A 16,763-nucleotide genomic window follows, 5' to 3' on the forward strand; every position below is an offset into this window, starting at 1 on the left:
GAGTAGACGAAGAGATGAATCTCTCAATCTACTAGAGTATCTCAAGAGACGATTGAAAAACGTTCAATAGCCCTTCCATTGGTTTTCTATAGTTTCCTTTTGCAAACCTATCTTCCATCCTAATTAAGATATTTGGAATCTGAGTTAAATCAAACTCTTCGCGGTAAAGCTCATCAACAAAAGAATGGGCAACAATGAAAAGAGCAGAGAGCTGAGTAACTCTATGATGACTTAAAGCTCTTGGAAACCCATTTCCTTCAGGATTCTCATGGTGCGAAAGCAGTATCTCATCTACATTTATTGGAATTGAATCATTTTCACGTACTATATTAGCAACTTGTTGCGGATGTGATTTATAGTGTTCTATCTGATCACGAGTATAGTCGGCCATCTCAGCTTTTTGTAAGTTTATTGTGAGGGCCATTTTAGCATCGCTCAAGCAAACATCTTGTAAGATAGAAGCATAACTAAGCTTCTTTCTTATCTCTTCAGAGTCCCACTCCATAAAAGAGCATATAGCATTTGAAAAGTAAGCAATCATATAGCTGTGATCTAGTAAGTAGTCTTTTCGATTTTTAAGTAATGATAGCAACCTATCTAGCACACGATCATTCTCTAAGTTACTCTCTATTTGATAAACCGTATAGTCGACGAGATTTATAACTTCATCAGTAAGACCTGACTCGAGAACCATTTCATGTACAATATCTAGAGTATTAATAACGGCATCATCGACATACTCTGGATCTAAATTCTTATCTTCAATTAAAAAAGGAGTCTCTGCCAAACTAGTGCCGAATTCATCATAATCTTCTGACTGAATATATAAGAACTTAATATTTTTCTCACGATACTTATGAAGATCATCTCTTGAATAGAAATCATCTTTCTTTAGTACCTTTATATACTTATCTTCATTAATTTTGATAAAGACATCACAGAGAACTTTATTAAATCTGAGAAAGTATGATAATCGAACCTTCCTATATACCTCTTCAGTATATTTGAAATCTATATTTCTTCTTTTTTTCAATATATCTAAAACTAGGTATTGGAAGTTTTCACAATTTATATCATTTGGAATAATATTCGCTCTAGAGTCCAACTTTGTGAATGATTTAAACTCGAGTGCGTCTTCTAAAGACTCCACCGTATTTATAATGAGATCACTTTTATGATCGTTTAGAAGAAAACTAGCGATCTTCATCCCTTCAAATTTAGAACTTAAATGACAAGCAATAGTGACGTCTATAGAGGGGTCTTCAGACAGCTTCTGTTGGAGTTCAGAGTATGACGAGACTTCGAAAACCTCAACAACAGTAGGTAAATTATCTAAATATAGATTAAGACGATCCTTAATTCTTTGATTACTTTGCGCTAATAAAACTTTCAATTTATACCCCGTGATATCTAATAATATCACGGTTTAATTATATTCACTTAGATTAAGCAAACCTTTCATCGACGACTAATTTTAATTTACCTGTACGTGGATTCTTGGCCAAATTTTCAACTAAAACTATTGAAGTTCTCAAGTCTAGAATAGTCCCTGAAGTCTTCTCTTTCAGATACATTGGCCTCTCAAGGTAAAAGCTATCTATAAAAAAACTAATGCTTTCATCAATATTAAGATTATCTTTATCTTTTACACCTAAGTATATATGCAAATAATCTTTGCCAGATTCTCTACTAATTACAAGTTGAATACTCTGAACATCAAGATCACTGTCCATCCTCTTTAGAGTAGAAAGCACATCTTCTCTAGTCACAGTAACAGGCCCTATCCTTGCCCCTTCATCAGAGCGCCCTAGAAGATTGAACTTCTTCCCTAGTTCAGTCCAAGTTGCCATATCACCAACAGGATAACGAACAATAGGCATTAGACGTCTGGAAAGATTAGTAAAAACAAGTTTTCCAGCCTTCCCTATCTCAGAGATAACCTCATCAGTTTCAGGGTCAATAATTTCCATATAAGTATTATCAAAAACTCTATGTTCACCTAGGGAGCAGCTGCTATCAACATAGCCTAATTGTCCGCCGTCAACACTAGCATACCCAATAGATGAAATATGCGCTTTAGGAAACTTCTTAGAGAGCATAGCTCGCTGATCTTCAAAAAGTGGCTCCCCTCCATAATAGATTTGATCTATTTTATCGTAGGACTCTTTAAATTGATTAGATAAATTAAGTAATGAAGTAGGAACACCAAATAAAACATTTATATTAAAGTCTTTAATAATCTTATGACTTTCTTCAAGTCCAGTTTGCCCAGTAATTGGATACTGAACTACTTTCTCATCTAGCTTCTCAACACTTTTATTTATAAAAAGAAATGATGCATATAAATCTCCCGAGTAAAAAAGATTTGCGCAGCGATCCCCTTTTTTTAAATTTAAGTGACTCATTCCAAAAGAGAAATCATCTGTAAAAACTTCCCATTCTTCTTGAGTGAAAAAACTAGATTTTGGAGCTCCAGTTGTCCCTCCACTCTTAAATACAACTCCGTCTTTCTGGTCAGAAGTTAAAATAGTATTATGATCCAATCTATTACTCTCCCAATATTCATCCTGAGAAAGGATTGGAAAGTCAGTAATTGAGAATGATTCATTATCTACATTAGAATATAGATTTCTATAAAATTCAGAATGCTCTCTAACAAAATTAATATGCTCTTCTAAACGATTACTCAAATGGACCTCTTATCAATAACTCTTAATGTTTTTCCACTATTATTAGAGTGAACAAATTCATCACTATCACTACTTCTTGAAGAAAAGGTAACCGTTTTCTCAAGAACTAAACCTTCATGTAGATCTTTATATAAGGAAATAAAATAATCATTATCTATTTCTTTATTCTTTAAACGCATATCAATGTGATCTTTTCCATCTGTATTAGAAATTGTAATTTGAACAATATCTTCATATGAAAAGTTCTCTGAAAGTATTCTTTGAATCTTTGTATAATTATAAAAAGTTCCCCCGGCCCTAAAGATATCTCCATATCGACCAAGTAGCTCAAACTTCAGGTTCTTTCTTCCACACTCACAATCGCCAGAGATTATACGACCTAAATCACCAAGATCGTAGCGGTTAATTGAAATGGTATCTCGGGCCTTAGAAGTAAAAACAAGACGACCAACTTCACCATCAGTTACAGCCTCGTCTCTTTCTAAATCTAATATTTCTAATTGTTGAATACTTTCATTTAAATGATGCTCAGACCCTACACAGTGAGGACACTGAAATCCGAGAGGTCCAGCATCAACAGATCCATAACTTGCAGACATTATACTTTCAATATTAAATTCATTCTTAAGAGTTTCTCTTTGTGCATTTGGGAAGTGCTCTCCACCAAAGAAGATTTTCTTAACAGAAGAGTTCTTTAATATACTTGCTTGTTCAGAAAAGAGATCCATAATATAAGACGGCATACCTAAAATAGTATCAACTTTATGCTCAACAATTGTTTTTGCTACAAACTCTTTGTCTTCATAGGCTGCTAAAGGAAATTGAATAGCTTCCATTATTTCTAGTATTGTAAAGAAACTAATAAATCCACCATATAAACCTCCTCCAAAGAAGAGATTTGCACAGCGATCAGTCTTAGGGTTCAACCCTGCAGCAAGAAGACCTTCAGCAGCTGCAGACATTTGAACATGATATGAATTATATGAAAAAGGCGATATTGCAGGCTTCCCCGAACTTCCTCCACTTCTAAAGAATAAGTGATTGAAAGACTTATCAATATCTAAATTTTGAAAGTCTTCTTTACTCATTACTTTGAGAGATTTATCTATATTTTGCTTTTTTTCAATTCTCTCATCCAGTCTAAAGTTATCTTTAAGAAATTCGAGATCGACACTAACTTTCTTAACAAACCTTCTGAGGGCATACTCACCATCATGGGGCTCTCCAGAATATGACTCCTGCATACGTCCAAGGTCTCTTACTCTTGTAACCCCAGAATTTAATAAACTTGAAATAACGTCTACTCGACTAGGATCTATTGAAACACCTACTGTTTGCAAATAATCTCGGTGTTGCTTAAATGTTGAGGATATTTCATCACTACGAATTGGCTTAATCCATATTGTTCTATTTAACGGAGACGGTTTAAAGCTTGAATCATCTTCAATATATATTCTCCACTGATGGTTTTTCCCAACTATAACTTCTTTATTCTCTATTAAAGATTCTAACTTTAATAATTGATTATAATTTGTTAGTTCGGCCTTCTGCTGAATATCTAGCTGAAGGTTTTCAAAACTATTACTTTCTTCGAATTTTTGATTTAATAATTTTGAAAACTCTTTAAGATCTTTAAATTTAGCATCTAAAATATAACAAACCTGAGGTGCTGAACAGGCCTGTTGATCATTATCTATTATTTCATTCTTCAACAATTCAGCTTTTCTTTCCAAGTCCTTACTTAGATCAATTAAAGAAAAAGATATTTTATGTCCCCAAGTGATAAATCTCTTCGAGCTTGGGACAAGCTCCTTAATTGTATTGAGAGCACTATCTCCTCCCCAACAAGAAATACCATCACTTAGTTCAATCAACTCACTAAGGTCTATATCATGACCTTGTAGAATAATGATTTTACTCTTTAATAAACCACTCGAGTCAAAGGATACGAGATGCTCAACTAATTGAAAGCAAAGGTCACTATCTCTTCTACTTAACTTTAAAATATTGGTATTGCATGAAAGTAATCCCTCAACAAGGGCCAAAAATGATAACCCCTCAGAGTTTGAAGACGTTATATGCAGTAATGTGCCAAGAGGATAGTATGACTCCATCTCATCTTCTTTAAAGCTTCTCTTAACTACATTAAAAGGTTCCACTGAGCCCAGTTCAGACACGAGCTTATGCTCAAGCTCTGACTTACTACAAAAGTTTGATATTTCTTTTTTTAGATCATCATCAATATTTAAACTCTCTAATGATCTAGAAAACTTATCAATCACTTTAATTAATGAACAAATAGGAAGACTTACATCCAGGGCCTTGTAAACAGAACTCTTGAGATTTTCTATATTTACATTTTCTGAGTATTGACCATTTATAAATACTTTCATCATCTACACCTTACTCAACAATTCACTTGCGGCAACAGCGCAGCTCTTATTCTTAGAAATACCCGCCCGACCTAATATTTCAAACCAAGGAGTATTGAGGTTACACTTGCAATCACTTCTTTTAATCGCTAGATCTCCCATTAAAATATTATTTGCGGGAACAGATGTAATATACGGAGAAATTAAATTCAAATAGCCAGCCTCCCCATCCGGTAAAACCTCTAGAGTTTCTACATCTCTAATCAATACTCGAGACCAAATGGGAATATGAAAATTATGTTCCTCGCACTCTATGTACGGAATACAATGTTCAACTGAGCCAAAACCATCACGTAAACGATCATTTGGAATCCCAAGCATCTCTTCGCAAAGGGCGTAGAAATCTTTCTTAGAAATTGCTTTATCTTGATTTCCTTTCCAGCCTCCTCCTAAGAAGACAAGAGAGTCTTTATTCAATTTAAGAGGAGCAAGTCCTAACTCTTTCATTTTTGTTAAAGTGAAGTAAAAGAAGGCTGGAAATCCAAAAACTCGAACAGGAAGCCCCTCTCCTTCATATTTTTTTAGAGTCTCAATACATCCAAAGACATCAAACTTATGCCCCTCTTCTTTTCCTAAGTATCTAAGTCCATACTTTACTTTACTTATCGGTGCATACTTACAAAGAAAGTTATCAGTATAAGCAGTTCCAAGTTTACTTCCTTCTTCAGGTTCATATGTAAATAGAAGATAGTTTGTTTTCTCTGAAGAGTCCCAATGGTACGACTTGAAAATACTATCCACCATTTTTTGAGCAGACTGAATAGTCCATTCATCAAAGAATATTTGAGATTTTTGTCCCGTAGTACCGGAAGATGTTAAATGAAGATATACCTCTTCTTCAGACACAGACTTTGTTTCATGATATTTAAAGAAGTTTGCTATAACGTAAGGAATCTTTTCTAGATCTTTAATGTCCTTTAGCTTTTCCACATCTAATTGTTCAGTATCAATTAGCTTTTTATAAAAACTATTTCTGCTATAGTGCCAAGCAATATTCTCTTTCATTGCTTCAATAAACAATTGATCAGATTCATAAAAGTCTTTATATGGGACTTCGCTCAAACAGAGCTCCCCTACAGACTTTAACATTTCTTCGTTTGGAACTTTTATATCAGTCATTATTCAATCCTTAAAATATTAAGATGCATATCAATCCATTGTTTAGCGTATTGATCTAAGTATGGTTTAAATGATTTGTGGATAGATAGTTCACTAAAGTCTAGAGGCACCATCGTTCTTGCCAGTAGGATGTAGTCCTGAGCAACTCCCTCTTCGACTCTCATCGCTGGGTAGACAGCAGAAGGGAGAAAGTTATTCTCTGTTAAAAAGAACAATGGATCACTTCGATCAGAGCGAACCATAGTTTCAACATAGTAGATTCCTACTTCTTTCATAGCAAAAAGCATTTTATTAATCTTATCACCTAAAGTCATAATGCTTTTATTCGCTGTAATTATCACGCAGTAATGATCCTTCTTACTAAAAGCTGCAAAGATCTCAATCCCCTCTTCCATATTTGAAATTAATAGGTTTGGCCTATGAAAGGGATAAAAGACAGACTCTTTATCTTTTTCAAAAGTTTCATTAAACCTTTTTTCAACAAAGTTTTTAGCAAAAATAAATTCAAACTCTCCCTCTTTAGAAGTTAAGTCATGAAACTTGTGATCTTTTTTTATGGGACAAGTTGCTTTCTCAAAAACAATATCACTGCCTGTGACTTGTTTTTCAACAAGAGAATAAAATGGCTCCACAGACTCTGGAACAACGGTAGGCCTCTTTCTCTTTTCTAGTACACCATCTGAAAATATTGCTAAGAGTGCTAAGGTCTCGTAAGTTTTTATTCTTCTACAGTTTGGGAAGAAGCCTAATGGGAGAAAACCGTTCTTCATTAACATTGTTTGCGAAGAGTGAGATATTGTTCTAGCAGTTGCATATATTGAATTTACTAACTTCTTTTCTCTAAGTACTTCATTTACAACATAACCTATAAATCCTGTAGCAAGTCCGTGCTTTCTAAAGTTTTCATGAACAGCAACACCTGACAATTTCCCAATCTTATTTTCTTCTTCAATTTGAATGATTCCTGAAACAACAATTTGCCCAGTCTCATCGCATCTCATCACATACCAATAGTTTTTGTCAGGATTTGAGAGCGCTTCCTCCATAACGGAGCGTTTTGTTCCAATATCTAGAGGATAGTCTTCACCATATACAGATAAATAGAGTGATAGTAACTCATTAGTATCACTTAGCTTCGCGTGCTCAATCACTGTATTCATAGGTCTCCAAGGGTGAAATTTTCTCACTAAAACTAGATCACATTGCCATGTATCATATAGTAGAGCCTCGCTAAATATTCATGAAAAATATTTAGGCTTTTATTAGATAGGCATAACATACTTTCAAGTGGTTATATATGATACAAATCAACAAACAACTAATTTTATTCCTTTTGCTAACTTTTGTTAGCAGTACGATGACTTTTGCCAGGGGACCAGCAGTTGAGCCCGTCACAGGAATATCTATTGATCAATATGAAGATGTCCCACCTTCAGAAGCAGTTCCCTTCGATTTCTCACAGGATGGAAAAACAAAGAAAGTAGCACCAATTAAAAAGAATACCGTAAAAGAGACAAACCTAGAAACGCTTGAAGATAGTAGATCAACAACTAATAAGTACATTGTGATCCTAATGGTTTGCTTACTACCTCTTGCTGTTTGGTTAGGCTTAATGAAAGGTGTTAAAGATCTTGATGAAGAGATACCTTCAAACATTGTTGATCTAGACTCTAAAAGAGATAATAATGACGATGACGATATGAACTTTCCTAAGGCCTCTTAACTTATTCGGCCTTAGGTACTTCACTTACAGACTCTTCTAAAAAGTAATCTGGAATTTCAATATTTATATCTTCTACTTTGATATACTCTTTACCTTCATCATCGTAAGACTTCTCAACCTTAACCGATGTCTTTACACCTTCTTCATATTCAGTAATAAAAATATCAGTATTGGCATCGAAGGCCTCAACTCTAGTATCACCTTTAAGATCCTGATCTCCAGGAGAATCATAGCCAATCATTTCTAAGTATTTAGGGATAATATAATATCTCCATATTTCATTAAAACTAACACTACTATAGTACTCATTTGCACTTACTAGAGCGACATTCATCGCAGTTAATGAAATCGCAGATCCTGAAGCAATACCAGTCTTAGATTGAATCATCGCTGCAAGCTTAGGTATGACTTTATGCTTAAGTGGATTAAGTACAGCTATATTTTTTAGTCCACCAAGAACTCCCGACCACATAAACATAAATGGTAACATTCTCATCTGTTCTTGAAGAGACTCTGAGTTTTCAACAGGGTGTCCAAGAGCAGCATAGAGTTGATTAAATCCAAGACCTAATCCTACTAGCCCTACTCCCGAAGCAATACTTACTCCAGTAACTCTTCTCCAATTCTTTAGAAAAGCTCTTGTTTTAGAAGGTTGTTTTGCAATATTAACAAGTCCGCCAAATGCATTTCTAGTTTGAAAAGAGGCCTGACAATTAACTTCTGACATAATAGGAGTAAAAATTAGACCACTAGTAACTACTTCCCAAGGAAATCTCTCAAAGTTTTCTTCATTATTCTTATAGAGATACCCAAGCATAGACCATGTAACAACAAAGTCTGCATACATAGCATTTCTGGCCTGAGGGAATTGTCTTAGGCAGCTAAAGTTCTTTTTCAGGTCGTCAGCGCCAAGCATCCTTTGAAATATTGATTTTGTTTCTTTAAGAGCACAATCAGGATCACCACCACATTCATCAATGTCTTTCTTCTTTTTAGTGAACATATCAATTGCATAGTCTCTTATTTTCTCTTTAATAGACTTTTTAGGCATTTCTGGTTTCTTTGAGAATGGTATGTACTCAAGATAGTTATTTGATAATAAGTCTCCAAGAGTCTGATCATCATCAGCACCATTTTTTAATTTTAAGAAAACATCTTCTGATAGAAAGTGATTCTCAGATAACCAACGTAAATAACCTGGACCTTGGAAGTTTTCTTCAAAAAGATTAAAATTAGATATTGCAGCAACACTATCATCTAAGAAGTCTTGATAGGTATCATAGCTATTAATTTTAGCTCCTATGATTGCATTGTAATCTGCCATTGCTGATTCTTCTAAATTCTTTAAGACTTGCTTACTCTCATTTGTTCCATTCTTTAGCTTCAACATATTCTTGAATGAAAAACCATTGCCAGCTCTCCACTCTTTAAATGCATCTAAAGTTTCATCAAATGTATCACTAATATTTTTGTCTTCATCAAACTTAGCGACAACAGAATCTACATTAAGTCTAAACCATGTGTTGTACTCAACAGGGTCAATCTCTTTAAGGTTATCTTGAATAAGTTTTGAATAAGCAAAGGTTTGAAAGTCACGCTCAATTCTATTATTAGGGATCTTACTAATGAGTTCATCGCCAATTTTATCGCTTACTTTTTGAACTTGCGATAACTCAGCAGGACTATACTTACTTTCACCTGGGAATAGATCCCCTAGCCCATTTTTATTAACTATTTTTCTTCCCTTTATGAAGCCGCTCATGATTTGGCCACAGCTTCCCTTCTCCGACGGTTTTGCTTCATCTAAAGAGGCGACTCCTCTATTATTTTTTGAAGGAGAAGCGCAAGAAGCTAAAATCAAAAATAAAGAAAAAAGGAGTATTTTTTTAATGACCATGAAAGTTCCATTTCTAAAGAATAATAAACTATTAAACTTATCGGAAATGTCTGTATTTTCTTAAGGAAGAAAAATGAAGAAAATATTCAGAATTTCAACCACTTACCTTTCTTAAGATACATAAATACACTAGCTGTATTGCCTTGTTTGATTAAAATTTCCTTAGTCCCATTCTTATTAAAATCTACAAAGCTTAATTTATTCGGCCTTTGAAAGTAGTGCCCCTGGTGAGTTCTCTTCTCCTCCCAAAAAATAGGCCCTTTTTCCATGTATATATTTGAAAGGTTTTTACTGTCGATGGTCACAAAATAAAGCCTTACTGTTGAATTCATTTCAGTATACTTAGTCAGCCCCTCATAGAAAAAGAAAACAAGACCTAAAACGTCCTTGGATAGATTTCGAACCCTAACTTTGTATACCTTTGCTCCAAAACCATTAACATCCAACTTAAAGGATTTAAGCCTACTTTCATCGTAATTTAAGAAATGGATCCACGACATCCCATCTTTAAACTCATAAAATATTGACTCTTTACGATAGTCACCATCAAGATCTATTTTATAAAGAGGCGTATTAACTACGTATTTTGAGTCTTCTGTAGAGTCTTCCCTTACCTCTTTATCTAATTCGGCCTTAAACAAGTCGCGAAAGTTCCTTTCGTCCTGAGAATAGGTATTTAAGGAAATTAAGAATAAAAGTGAAAGTAGTATAAACTTCATATCAATATATTCTAACATAGCTAAAGATAAGCAACGCCCCGTGCAATTTCATCCCCTAGGCATCAAATATTCAATCAATCATTCACAATTTCAACACTATAGGATAGAATTTTGCTCAACTTTAATAAAGTCATCGATAGGAAGAACGTATGGAATTTAATCTAGGTTTAATTAAGTCAGAAAACCAATTTTTGTTAAGATCATTTAATGATGGAGAAGATGATAATGGAAAGGTTTTAGACTTAAGTGAATTAAAAAATACTAATCTACAGGCGCTCTTTTACGATGAAGATCAACTTGAAAATGAAGACCTTAAATCTGCTCTCCTAGAAGACAGTAAATATTTTCCAATTAGATCTTTGAAAGAAATCAACTCTGACTTTGACTCATTTCAGTCACTGTCTCTAGAAGAAACACAAAGTATTTTTTCAAGAGTCCACAACAATTGGCTTCTTCAAAATAATGTAACTCTTTTAGAGGAGCTATTTAAAGTTATCACTCATTTAAATGGTCTATGGCCAAATGATAGAACAACATTCTTTGAAGAACTTTGGTTCATCCTAAAGTCTAACCTTGGTGCGAAGTCTGTCAGAATAATTTTCAATGATATTCAGATAGCAAAGAAAGATAATGAAAAGAATAAACTCATCCAAGTAAAAGTTGAAGGTGAGAGACTTCCAAACCCTACAGAAGGTGGGGAGCTAGAAGCTAAAATTATGTCTAATTACGAAAAAGAGTTCAACAATACATTTGATATTGCTGAATACTCTGAAGAGAAAGGACAAGTAGTGATCACAGCAACAATCAAAAAGAGCCCTGTTGTAATAATGGCAGAAGTATATGAGCTAAGTAGAATGCAAAAAGCAATTCTAGGCGCTCTATTTACAGGACTTTCAGAAAATATAAAATAAGAATAAAGGCCCTTTCTATAGGGCCTTTTAATCTAGAGTACAGTTATAATATTCATACTCTTTTCAATCCCAACCATCTGTTTTCGACTTGAGGGCTTAAAAGATTCAAATACCTCTTCTCTAATCACCGTCTCATAAGCACCTTCAACGTCATAAGTTCTAGATGAGTATTTTAGAACACATTGCCCTTTATCTTGAGCAATATTAGTTAAAGCTAGAGTTGAATTTATTTGAAAAAGTACTTCGGTCCTATCACTCATCCCAGGTAGATCTAAAAGAATGAAATGAAGAGAGTTTTCATTCAGCTCGACTTTAATGTCACCAGACTTGATTAATGAATCAATACTTCTATTTATTCCATTATAATTTATTGAAAATGACAACTTCTCCTTTTTAGGAACTAATGTTATTGCAGACTTTTCAACCTTTCTTCTACTAACATTACAACTTCTATGATGAAACCCACTTCCATTTGTAAGAGACAAAAGTCTTTCTGGTTTATACCAATGAATAAGCTTATGATTAATTCCTTTTAGCTGTATATATAGATGTGCATTTTTATTTTTAATTTTAGTGAATCTGATCTCCTTCACATTCTGATATTCAGAAAAAACTTTTTCACTCAAATCAAATTCACTTTGATCATTAACTAGAGCAATGACTTCTCCACGAGCAATTTTTTCATTAAACTTTATAAAGTTAATCTTCTTATGAGAAGAGATAGAGCTTAGGGCAATATTATTCTTCTTTAAAGTATCTTCGACACTAGTATTATTAGCGATAAACAGAGACTTCTGAGAGTCTTCTTCTGAAATAATTAAGACACTCCCTTTCTCTAGGATCTCAGTCTTCCAATTTGTAACACTAGTATTTTCTAGAGAAAACTCCTCTAAGCTATAAACAATTTCATTATTTTTAGTAATATTCTTAAATAGATCCTTTAATACAAGAGGAGGTAATTTAAATTCATATGCCTCATTTGGCTTTGCTCCATATTCAAACCCTTCAGTTTGATCATCGCTATTTTCAAGTTCAAAATCAGAGAAGAATTCATTATTGTTTTCTATTCCTGACCTATAGTTGAGATATGTTAATAAACCTGAATTTTCATATTTAATATAAGATGTAGAGCTGATGACTCCTCTTAAGTTATTTAGATCTGAGAATTTATACTTATTTAAAATTTTAAAAGATTCAGATGAAGATAAACTGAAAGAAACTTTAAATAAGTCATCAAGAGTAACTCTCTCGCTATACCTATCTTTAATTAAGCTAAGTAGTTTCTTTCGAACAAAAGAACTTGGAGTAACTTTAATAGCAAGTTCACTAACTAGTTCATCATTAGAATTTAGTATCTTAAGTGTACTACTTTTTGGATGAATTTGAAGAAGAGGAAAGCTAGCTTTAGACTCTTTCGGCTCACTTTTCGTGGAGGATAAAGCGTTCGAAATATCTTCAAAGTCACCTAGCTCTACTGACTTGAATTCACTCTTTCTATTACAAGATATAAGAGTACTTAAAATTAATAATGGCAATAAGTATTTAATCATCTTCGCTCCTTAGTTAGGAGCAATATGAGGGAAATTATTTTCTATGGCCTTAGCTAAAGACTAAAGAGAGAGAACTAATTCAATTATGAACCAAACCCGCCTAATACTTCTCCACCCAGTACGTGAAAGTGTGTATGAAATACAGTCTGACCGCCATTAGCGCCTTGATTTGTAACAACTCTGAAACCAGTTTCAGCTAGTCCAGAGTCTTTAGTGAAAGTTGAGATGGCCTTAAATACATCGCTCAATTGAGCCGGGTCAGAGTCAGAAATTTCATTGATATTTTTTGAATGCTCTCTGTGAATAAAAAGGTAGTGCTCTTTTGCAAGAGGGTTTAAATCTTTAAACCCTATAACAAATTCATCCTCATAGATCTTTGTCGACGGGATCTCATTATTAATAATTTTACAAAAGATACAGTCACTCATAACTACTCCGCGACTCTTGAGATATTAGCTCCAATTTGAGTTAATTTATTTGCAAGATTATCATACCCTCTATCAAGGTGATAAACTCTAGAGATCTCAGTCTTCCCTTCAGAGGCAAGTGCAGCAATAATAAGTGCGGCAGATGCTCTTAAGTCTGTACACATAACAGGAGCACCTATTAGCTTGGACTCTCCAGCAACAAAGGCAGTATTTCCTTTAAGCTCAATATTTGCTCCCAGTCTATTTAGTTCCGGAACGTGCATAAATCTATTTTCAAAAATATGCTCAGTAATGATAGAGCTCCCTTTAACCTGAGTAACAAGCGCCATCATTTGAGCTTGAACATCAGTAGGAAAACCAGGAAATGGTGCTGTATCTATCTTACAAGATGACAGCTCACTTGGAAGAACTTCTACAAAGTCTTTTCCAATATTAAATTGAGCTCCCATTCTTTTTAATTCATCAATAACAAAGTCTAAGTGCTCAGGATCAAAATCTTCAACCTTAACTTTTGAGTTCGTAGCAAGTGCTGCCATTATATATGTAGCAGCTTCAATTCTATCTCCAATTGCAGTGTAATTGACTTCATTAAGCTCCTTAACACCGTCAATCTCAATTTTCTTAGTTCCAATTCCTGATACTTTTGCACCCATTGCATTTAGAAAGTTTGCAAGATCATCAATCTCTGGCTCAAGAGCAGCATTTTCAATAACAGTTTTTCCTTCAGCAAAAACGGCCGCCATCATTAAATTCTCAGTGGCACCAACAGAAGGAAATGCAAGAACAAGATGAGCTCCTTTTAGAGGGCCATCAGTTTCTGCATATACATAACCACCTTCTAAAGTGATTTTAGCTCCCATTTTCTCTAAGTTTGAAAGATGTAAGTCAATCGGTCTTGTTCCAATGGCACATCCACCAGGAAGAGAAACTTTAGCCTTATGTAATCTTGTTAGTATTGGTCCAAGAGTAAAGATAGACGCTCTCATCGTTTTAACAAGATCGTATGTAGCTTCATGAGAGTTTAAGGTAGATGGGTCTAATACAACAGTATTACCATCTCTCTCTATCCCAACACCTAGGTTACCTAGAAGAGTTAGCATAGTATTTATATCTCTTAGATTTGGAATTTCATTTAATGTAATTTTCTTATCACTTAATAGAACCCCTGATAAAATTGGAAGATAAGCATTCTTTGCTTTAGAAATTTTTACACTTCCCTCTAACTTACATGGTCCATCTACAATTATTTTATCCATAATACTTTCCTATTTTTTTGCAAAGATAAAGCGGTGTCTATTTGTATAGTCTTTAAGTAATTGAACAGAAGAAAATCCAACCATACTACATACGCTTGCTAAATCTTCTAGGTGGTCCTCATGACCTTCCATTATAAAAATCCCCTCTTCATAGAGAGAACCTAACACTTGTTTAAAGAGTATTCTAAACCATTCGTCATATTTGTCATCATCTAGATAAAGGGCAATATGTGGCTCATAGGTATCGACCTGGTGATGTACAAAATCACGGTCTTCTCGTTTCTTTATATATGGAGGATTACTGACGATAAGGTGAAATTTCTCATCCAATAACTCACTCATTCTATCTGTATGAATTAACCTAAGAGAAGATTCTCTAGGTATTGTAAATCTAAGATTGAAATAATTTCGCCTTGCTACTTCTAGAGCATCTTTTGAAATATCAGTTGCAAATGCTTCAATAGGTCTGTGCATCTCTTGCATCAGAGATATAATAATGGCACCACTTCCAGTACCAATATCTAATACTCTCAATCTCTCATCTGACATCTTCATCCAATCTCTTAGAAAAGAAGAAGCTGTTTCGACTAAGATTTCAGTTTCACTTCTAGGAATTAAAACTATCTCCGATACATCAAACTCTGACTTATAAAAATGAGCACGCCCTCTTATATATTCAAGAGGATATCCCTTAATTAGACTATCAAAAAAGTTTGTTATTGGATTAGTATTACTTGGAATATAGCGAGAGGAAAATAAATCATCGACATTGATTTTCTTTTGTCTTGCATACTGCTCTAACTCGTCTCTCAATCTATTAATTGATAACCCTGGATAAAGCTCAGATAGTCTGAGCTTTTTTTCAGAGAAAAATTTCTCTAAGTATGTTCCAAGATTTATTGGAGTCATTACTCTTCTTGTCCCTTAAGTAGCTCTGCTTGATTGTGAGCAATCAATGCATCAGTCACAGGCGCCATATCACCCTCAATAATTTTATCAAGAGAGTAAAGAGTTAATCCAATTCTATGATCAGTTAATCGTCCTTGAGGGAAGTTGTATGTTCTAATTCTCTCAGATCTATCACCTGTACCAACAAGTCCTTTTCTTTCCGCTGCTTCAACAGCATTTTTCTCTTGAAGCATTTTATCGTAAATTCTATTTTTAAGAATTCTTAGAGCCTTCTCTTTATTTTTTAGCTGTGACTTCTGATCCTGGTTCGCCACTACTGTTCCAGTCGGAACGTGAGTTACCCTAACAGCAGAATCGGTAGTGTTAACCGACTGACCACCAGCTCCACCAGAGCGGTAAACATCAATACGAACATCATTTAAATCTAATTCAAATTCAAGGTCATCTGTCTCTGGCATCACTGCAACAGTAATAGTTGAAGTGTGAACTCTACCTTGAGATTCAGTTTTAGGAACACGCTGAACTCTATGAACACCAGATTCATACTTTAATTTTGAATAAACCTTCTCTCCAGAAACTGAAAAGATTATCTCTTTAATCCCTTCATCACCCTCAGATACAGATACTTGCTCCAATTTGAAACCTAAGTCTCTAAAATAGTTGGAGTACATTCTATATACATCACCAACAAAGATAGAGGCCTCGTCACCACCGGCACCGGCCCTAATCTCCATCATCACGTTCTTATCATCAAGAGGATCTTTTGGAAGAAGAAGAATTGTAAGCTTTTCTTCCATAGGAGCAATTAGAGGCTCATTTTCAGAGAGGACTTCTTTGGCCATCTCTTTCATATCCTCATCTTTCTCATTTTTAAGCATTTCTTTTGCTTCATCAATATCAGCTTTAATTTGCTTATAGTCTTTGTATGCGATTACAACTTCTTCAAGGTTTGATCTCTCACTCGAGATTTTTTTAAACTCATCTTGTCTGTCATAGATCGTTGGATCTGCTAACTTTTCTGTTAAAGATTCAAATCTTTCAATAACTCCATCAAGCTTATCAAACATCGACATACTTACTTCCCTATAAAATTGTAACCAAAAATAAATACGCCCTTCACAATGGAAGG

14 protein-coding genes are annotated in these 16,763 nt (G+C 34.3%); 2 read left to right on the plus strand and 12 right to left on the minus strand.

Translation table 11 applies throughout. The features are described from left to right. Window positions 1–31: 31 nt before the first annotated feature. Genes ABX784_RS01565 through ABX784_RS01585 form a run of 5 tightly spaced genes read right to left on the minus strand, consistent with a single transcriptional unit; the run spans window position 32 to window position 7,401 of the window. On the minus strand, window positions 32–1,393 hold the full coding sequence (locus ABX784_RS01565) for an HD-GYP domain-containing protein (RefSeq protein WP_372651772.1): 1,362 nt from the start codon (window positions 1,391–1,393) through the stop codon (window positions 32–34). Window positions 1,394–1,445: 52 nt separating this feature from the next. Further along, window positions 1,446–2,690, minus strand: coding sequence for a phenylacetate--CoA ligase family protein (locus tag ABX784_RS01570; RefSeq protein ID WP_372651775.1), 1,245 nt, complete (start codon window positions 2,688–2,690; stop codon window positions 1,446–1,448). Then, window positions 2,687–5,083 carry an acyl-CoA reductase gene (locus ABX784_RS01575; protein ID WP_372651777.1) on the minus strand — a complete coding sequence of 799 codons (2,397 nt, stop codon included), beginning with the start codon at window positions 5,081–5,083 and terminating at the stop codon, window positions 2,687–2,689. Before ABX784_RS01575 ends, ABX784_RS01570 begins: the two co-directional genes overlap by 4 nt. A 3-nt stretch (window positions 5,084–5,086) precedes the next feature. Beyond that, a complete protein-coding gene (locus tag ABX784_RS01580; protein ID WP_372651780.1) occupies window positions 5,087–6,241 on the minus strand; it encodes an acyl-protein synthase in 1,155 nt (384 codons plus the stop codon). Further along, window positions 6,241–7,401: a GNAT family N-acetyltransferase gene (locus ABX784_RS01585; protein ID WP_372651782.1), complete on the minus strand. Its 1,161-nt coding sequence runs from the start codon at window positions 7,399–7,401 to the stop codon at window positions 6,241–6,243. Before ABX784_RS01585 ends, ABX784_RS01580 begins: the two co-directional genes overlap by 1 nt. A gap of 197 nt (window positions 7,402–7,598) precedes the next feature. Here ABX784_RS01585 and ABX784_RS01590 point away from each other — a divergent pair, with 197 nt between their 5' ends. Further along, window positions 7,599–7,964, plus strand: coding sequence for a hypothetical protein (locus ABX784_RS01590; RefSeq protein ID WP_372651784.1), 366 nt, complete (start codon window positions 7,599–7,601; stop codon window positions 7,962–7,964). A gap of 1 nt (window position 7,965) precedes the next feature. Here the strand turns inward: ABX784_RS01590 and ABX784_RS01595 are convergent, their stop codons facing one another. Together ABX784_RS01595 and ABX784_RS01600 are read right to left on the minus strand one after the other, a co-directional pair. Continuing rightward, window positions 7,966–9,861 carry a hypothetical protein gene (locus ABX784_RS01595; protein WP_372651786.1) on the minus strand — a complete coding sequence of 632 codons (1,896 nt, stop codon included), beginning with the start codon at window positions 9,859–9,861 and terminating at the stop codon, window positions 7,966–7,968. A gap of 86 nt (window positions 9,862–9,947) precedes the next feature. Further along, entirely contained in the window at window positions 9,948–10,580 is a 633-nt protein-coding gene (locus tag ABX784_RS01600; protein ID WP_372651788.1) for a hypothetical protein, read from the minus strand. A 149-nt stretch (window positions 10,581–10,729) separates the two neighbouring features. On the opposite strand from ABX784_RS01600, the gene ABX784_RS01605 reads away from it, so the two are divergent. After that, complete coding sequence (locus ABX784_RS01605) at window positions 10,730–11,491, plus strand: hypothetical protein (RefSeq protein ID WP_372651790.1); 762 nt, start codon at window positions 10,730–10,732, stop codon at window positions 11,489–11,491. 32 nt (window positions 11,492–11,523) lie between these two features. Here the strand turns inward: ABX784_RS01605 and ABX784_RS01610 are convergent, their stop codons facing one another. From ABX784_RS01610 to prfA, 5 genes are all read right to left on the minus strand, one after another. Then, a complete protein-coding gene (locus ABX784_RS01610) occupies window positions 11,524–13,041 on the minus strand; it encodes a hypothetical protein (RefSeq protein ID WP_372651792.1) in 1,518 nt (505 codons plus the stop codon). An 83-nt stretch (window positions 13,042–13,124) separates the two neighbouring features. After that, window positions 13,125–13,469, minus strand: a complete 345-nt coding sequence (locus tag ABX784_RS01615) for a histidine triad nucleotide-binding protein (protein ID WP_372651794.1) — start codon at window positions 13,467–13,469, stop codon at window positions 13,125–13,127. Between the two features lie 2 nt (window positions 13,470–13,471). Further along, window positions 13,472–14,725 (minus strand): UDP-N-acetylglucosamine 1-carboxyvinyltransferase, encoded by a 1,254-nt coding sequence (murA, locus tag ABX784_RS01620; protein ID WP_372651796.1) that lies wholly within the window; start codon window positions 14,723–14,725, stop codon window positions 13,472–13,474. A gap of 9 nt (window positions 14,726–14,734) precedes the next feature. Continuing rightward, window positions 14,735–15,634: a class I SAM-dependent methyltransferase gene (locus tag ABX784_RS01625; protein WP_372651798.1), complete on the minus strand. Its 900-nt coding sequence runs from the start codon at window positions 15,632–15,634 to the stop codon at window positions 14,735–14,737. After that, window positions 15,634–16,701, minus strand: coding sequence for a peptide chain release factor 1 (gene prfA / locus ABX784_RS01630; RefSeq protein ID WP_372651893.1), 1,068 nt, complete (start codon window positions 16,699–16,701; stop codon window positions 15,634–15,636). The genes ABX784_RS01625 and prfA overlap by 1 nt, the downstream gene beginning before the upstream one ends. Window positions 16,702–16,763 lie beyond the last annotated feature (62 nt).

It is taken from the genome of Halobacteriovorax sp. (assembly GCF_041587335.1).
Classification (GTDB): Bacteria; Bdellovibrionota; Bacteriovoracia; order Bacteriovoracales; family Bacteriovoracaceae; genus Halobacteriovorax.

What these genes read in the sequence shown, in the direction of transcription:
- ABX784_RS01610 (WP_372651792.1), bottom strand. Translation starts at nt 13,041, where the DNA reads ATGATTAAATACTTATTGCCATTATTAATTTTAAGTACTCTTATATCT.
- ABX784_RS01575 (WP_372651777.1), bottom strand. Translation starts at nt 5,083, where the DNA reads ATGAAAGTATTTATAAATGGTCAATACTCAGAAAATGTAAATATAGAA.
- ABX784_RS01625 (WP_372651798.1), bottom strand. Translation starts at nt 15,634, where the DNA reads ATGACTCCAATAAATCTTGGAACATACTTAGAGAAATTTTTCTCTGAA.
- ABX784_RS01585 (WP_372651782.1), bottom strand. Translation starts at nt 7,401, where the DNA reads ATGAATACAGTGATTGAGCACGCGAAGCTAAGTGATACTAATGAGTTA.
- ABX784_RS01605 (WP_372651790.1), top strand. Translation starts at nt 10,730, where the DNA reads ATGGAATTTAATCTAGGTTTAATTAAGTCAGAAAACCAATTTTTGTTA.
- ABX784_RS01615 (WP_372651794.1), bottom strand. Translation starts at nt 13,469, where the DNA reads ATGAGTGACTGTATCTTTTGTAAAATTATTAATAATGAGATCCCGTCG.
- ABX784_RS01580 (WP_372651780.1), bottom strand. Translation starts at nt 6,241, where the DNA reads ATGACTGATATAAAAGTTCCAAACGAAGAAATGTTAAAGTCTGTAGGG.
- murA (WP_372651796.1), bottom strand. Translation starts at nt 14,725, where the DNA reads ATGGATAAAATAATTGTAGATGGACCATGTAAGTTAGAGGGAAGTGTA.
- ABX784_RS01595 (WP_372651786.1), bottom strand. Translation starts at nt 9,861, where the DNA reads ATGGTCATTAAAAAAATACTCCTTTTTTCTTTATTTTTGATTTTAGCT.
- ABX784_RS01590 (WP_372651784.1), top strand. Translation starts at nt 7,599, where the DNA reads ATGACTTTTGCCAGGGGACCAGCAGTTGAGCCCGTCACAGGAATATCT.
- prfA (WP_372651893.1), bottom strand. Translation starts at nt 16,701, where the DNA reads ATGTTTGATAAGCTTGATGGAGTTATTGAAAGATTTGAATCTTTAACA.
- ABX784_RS01600 (WP_372651788.1), bottom strand. Translation starts at nt 10,580, where the DNA reads ATGAAGTTTATACTACTTTCACTTTTATTCTTAATTTCCTTAAATACC.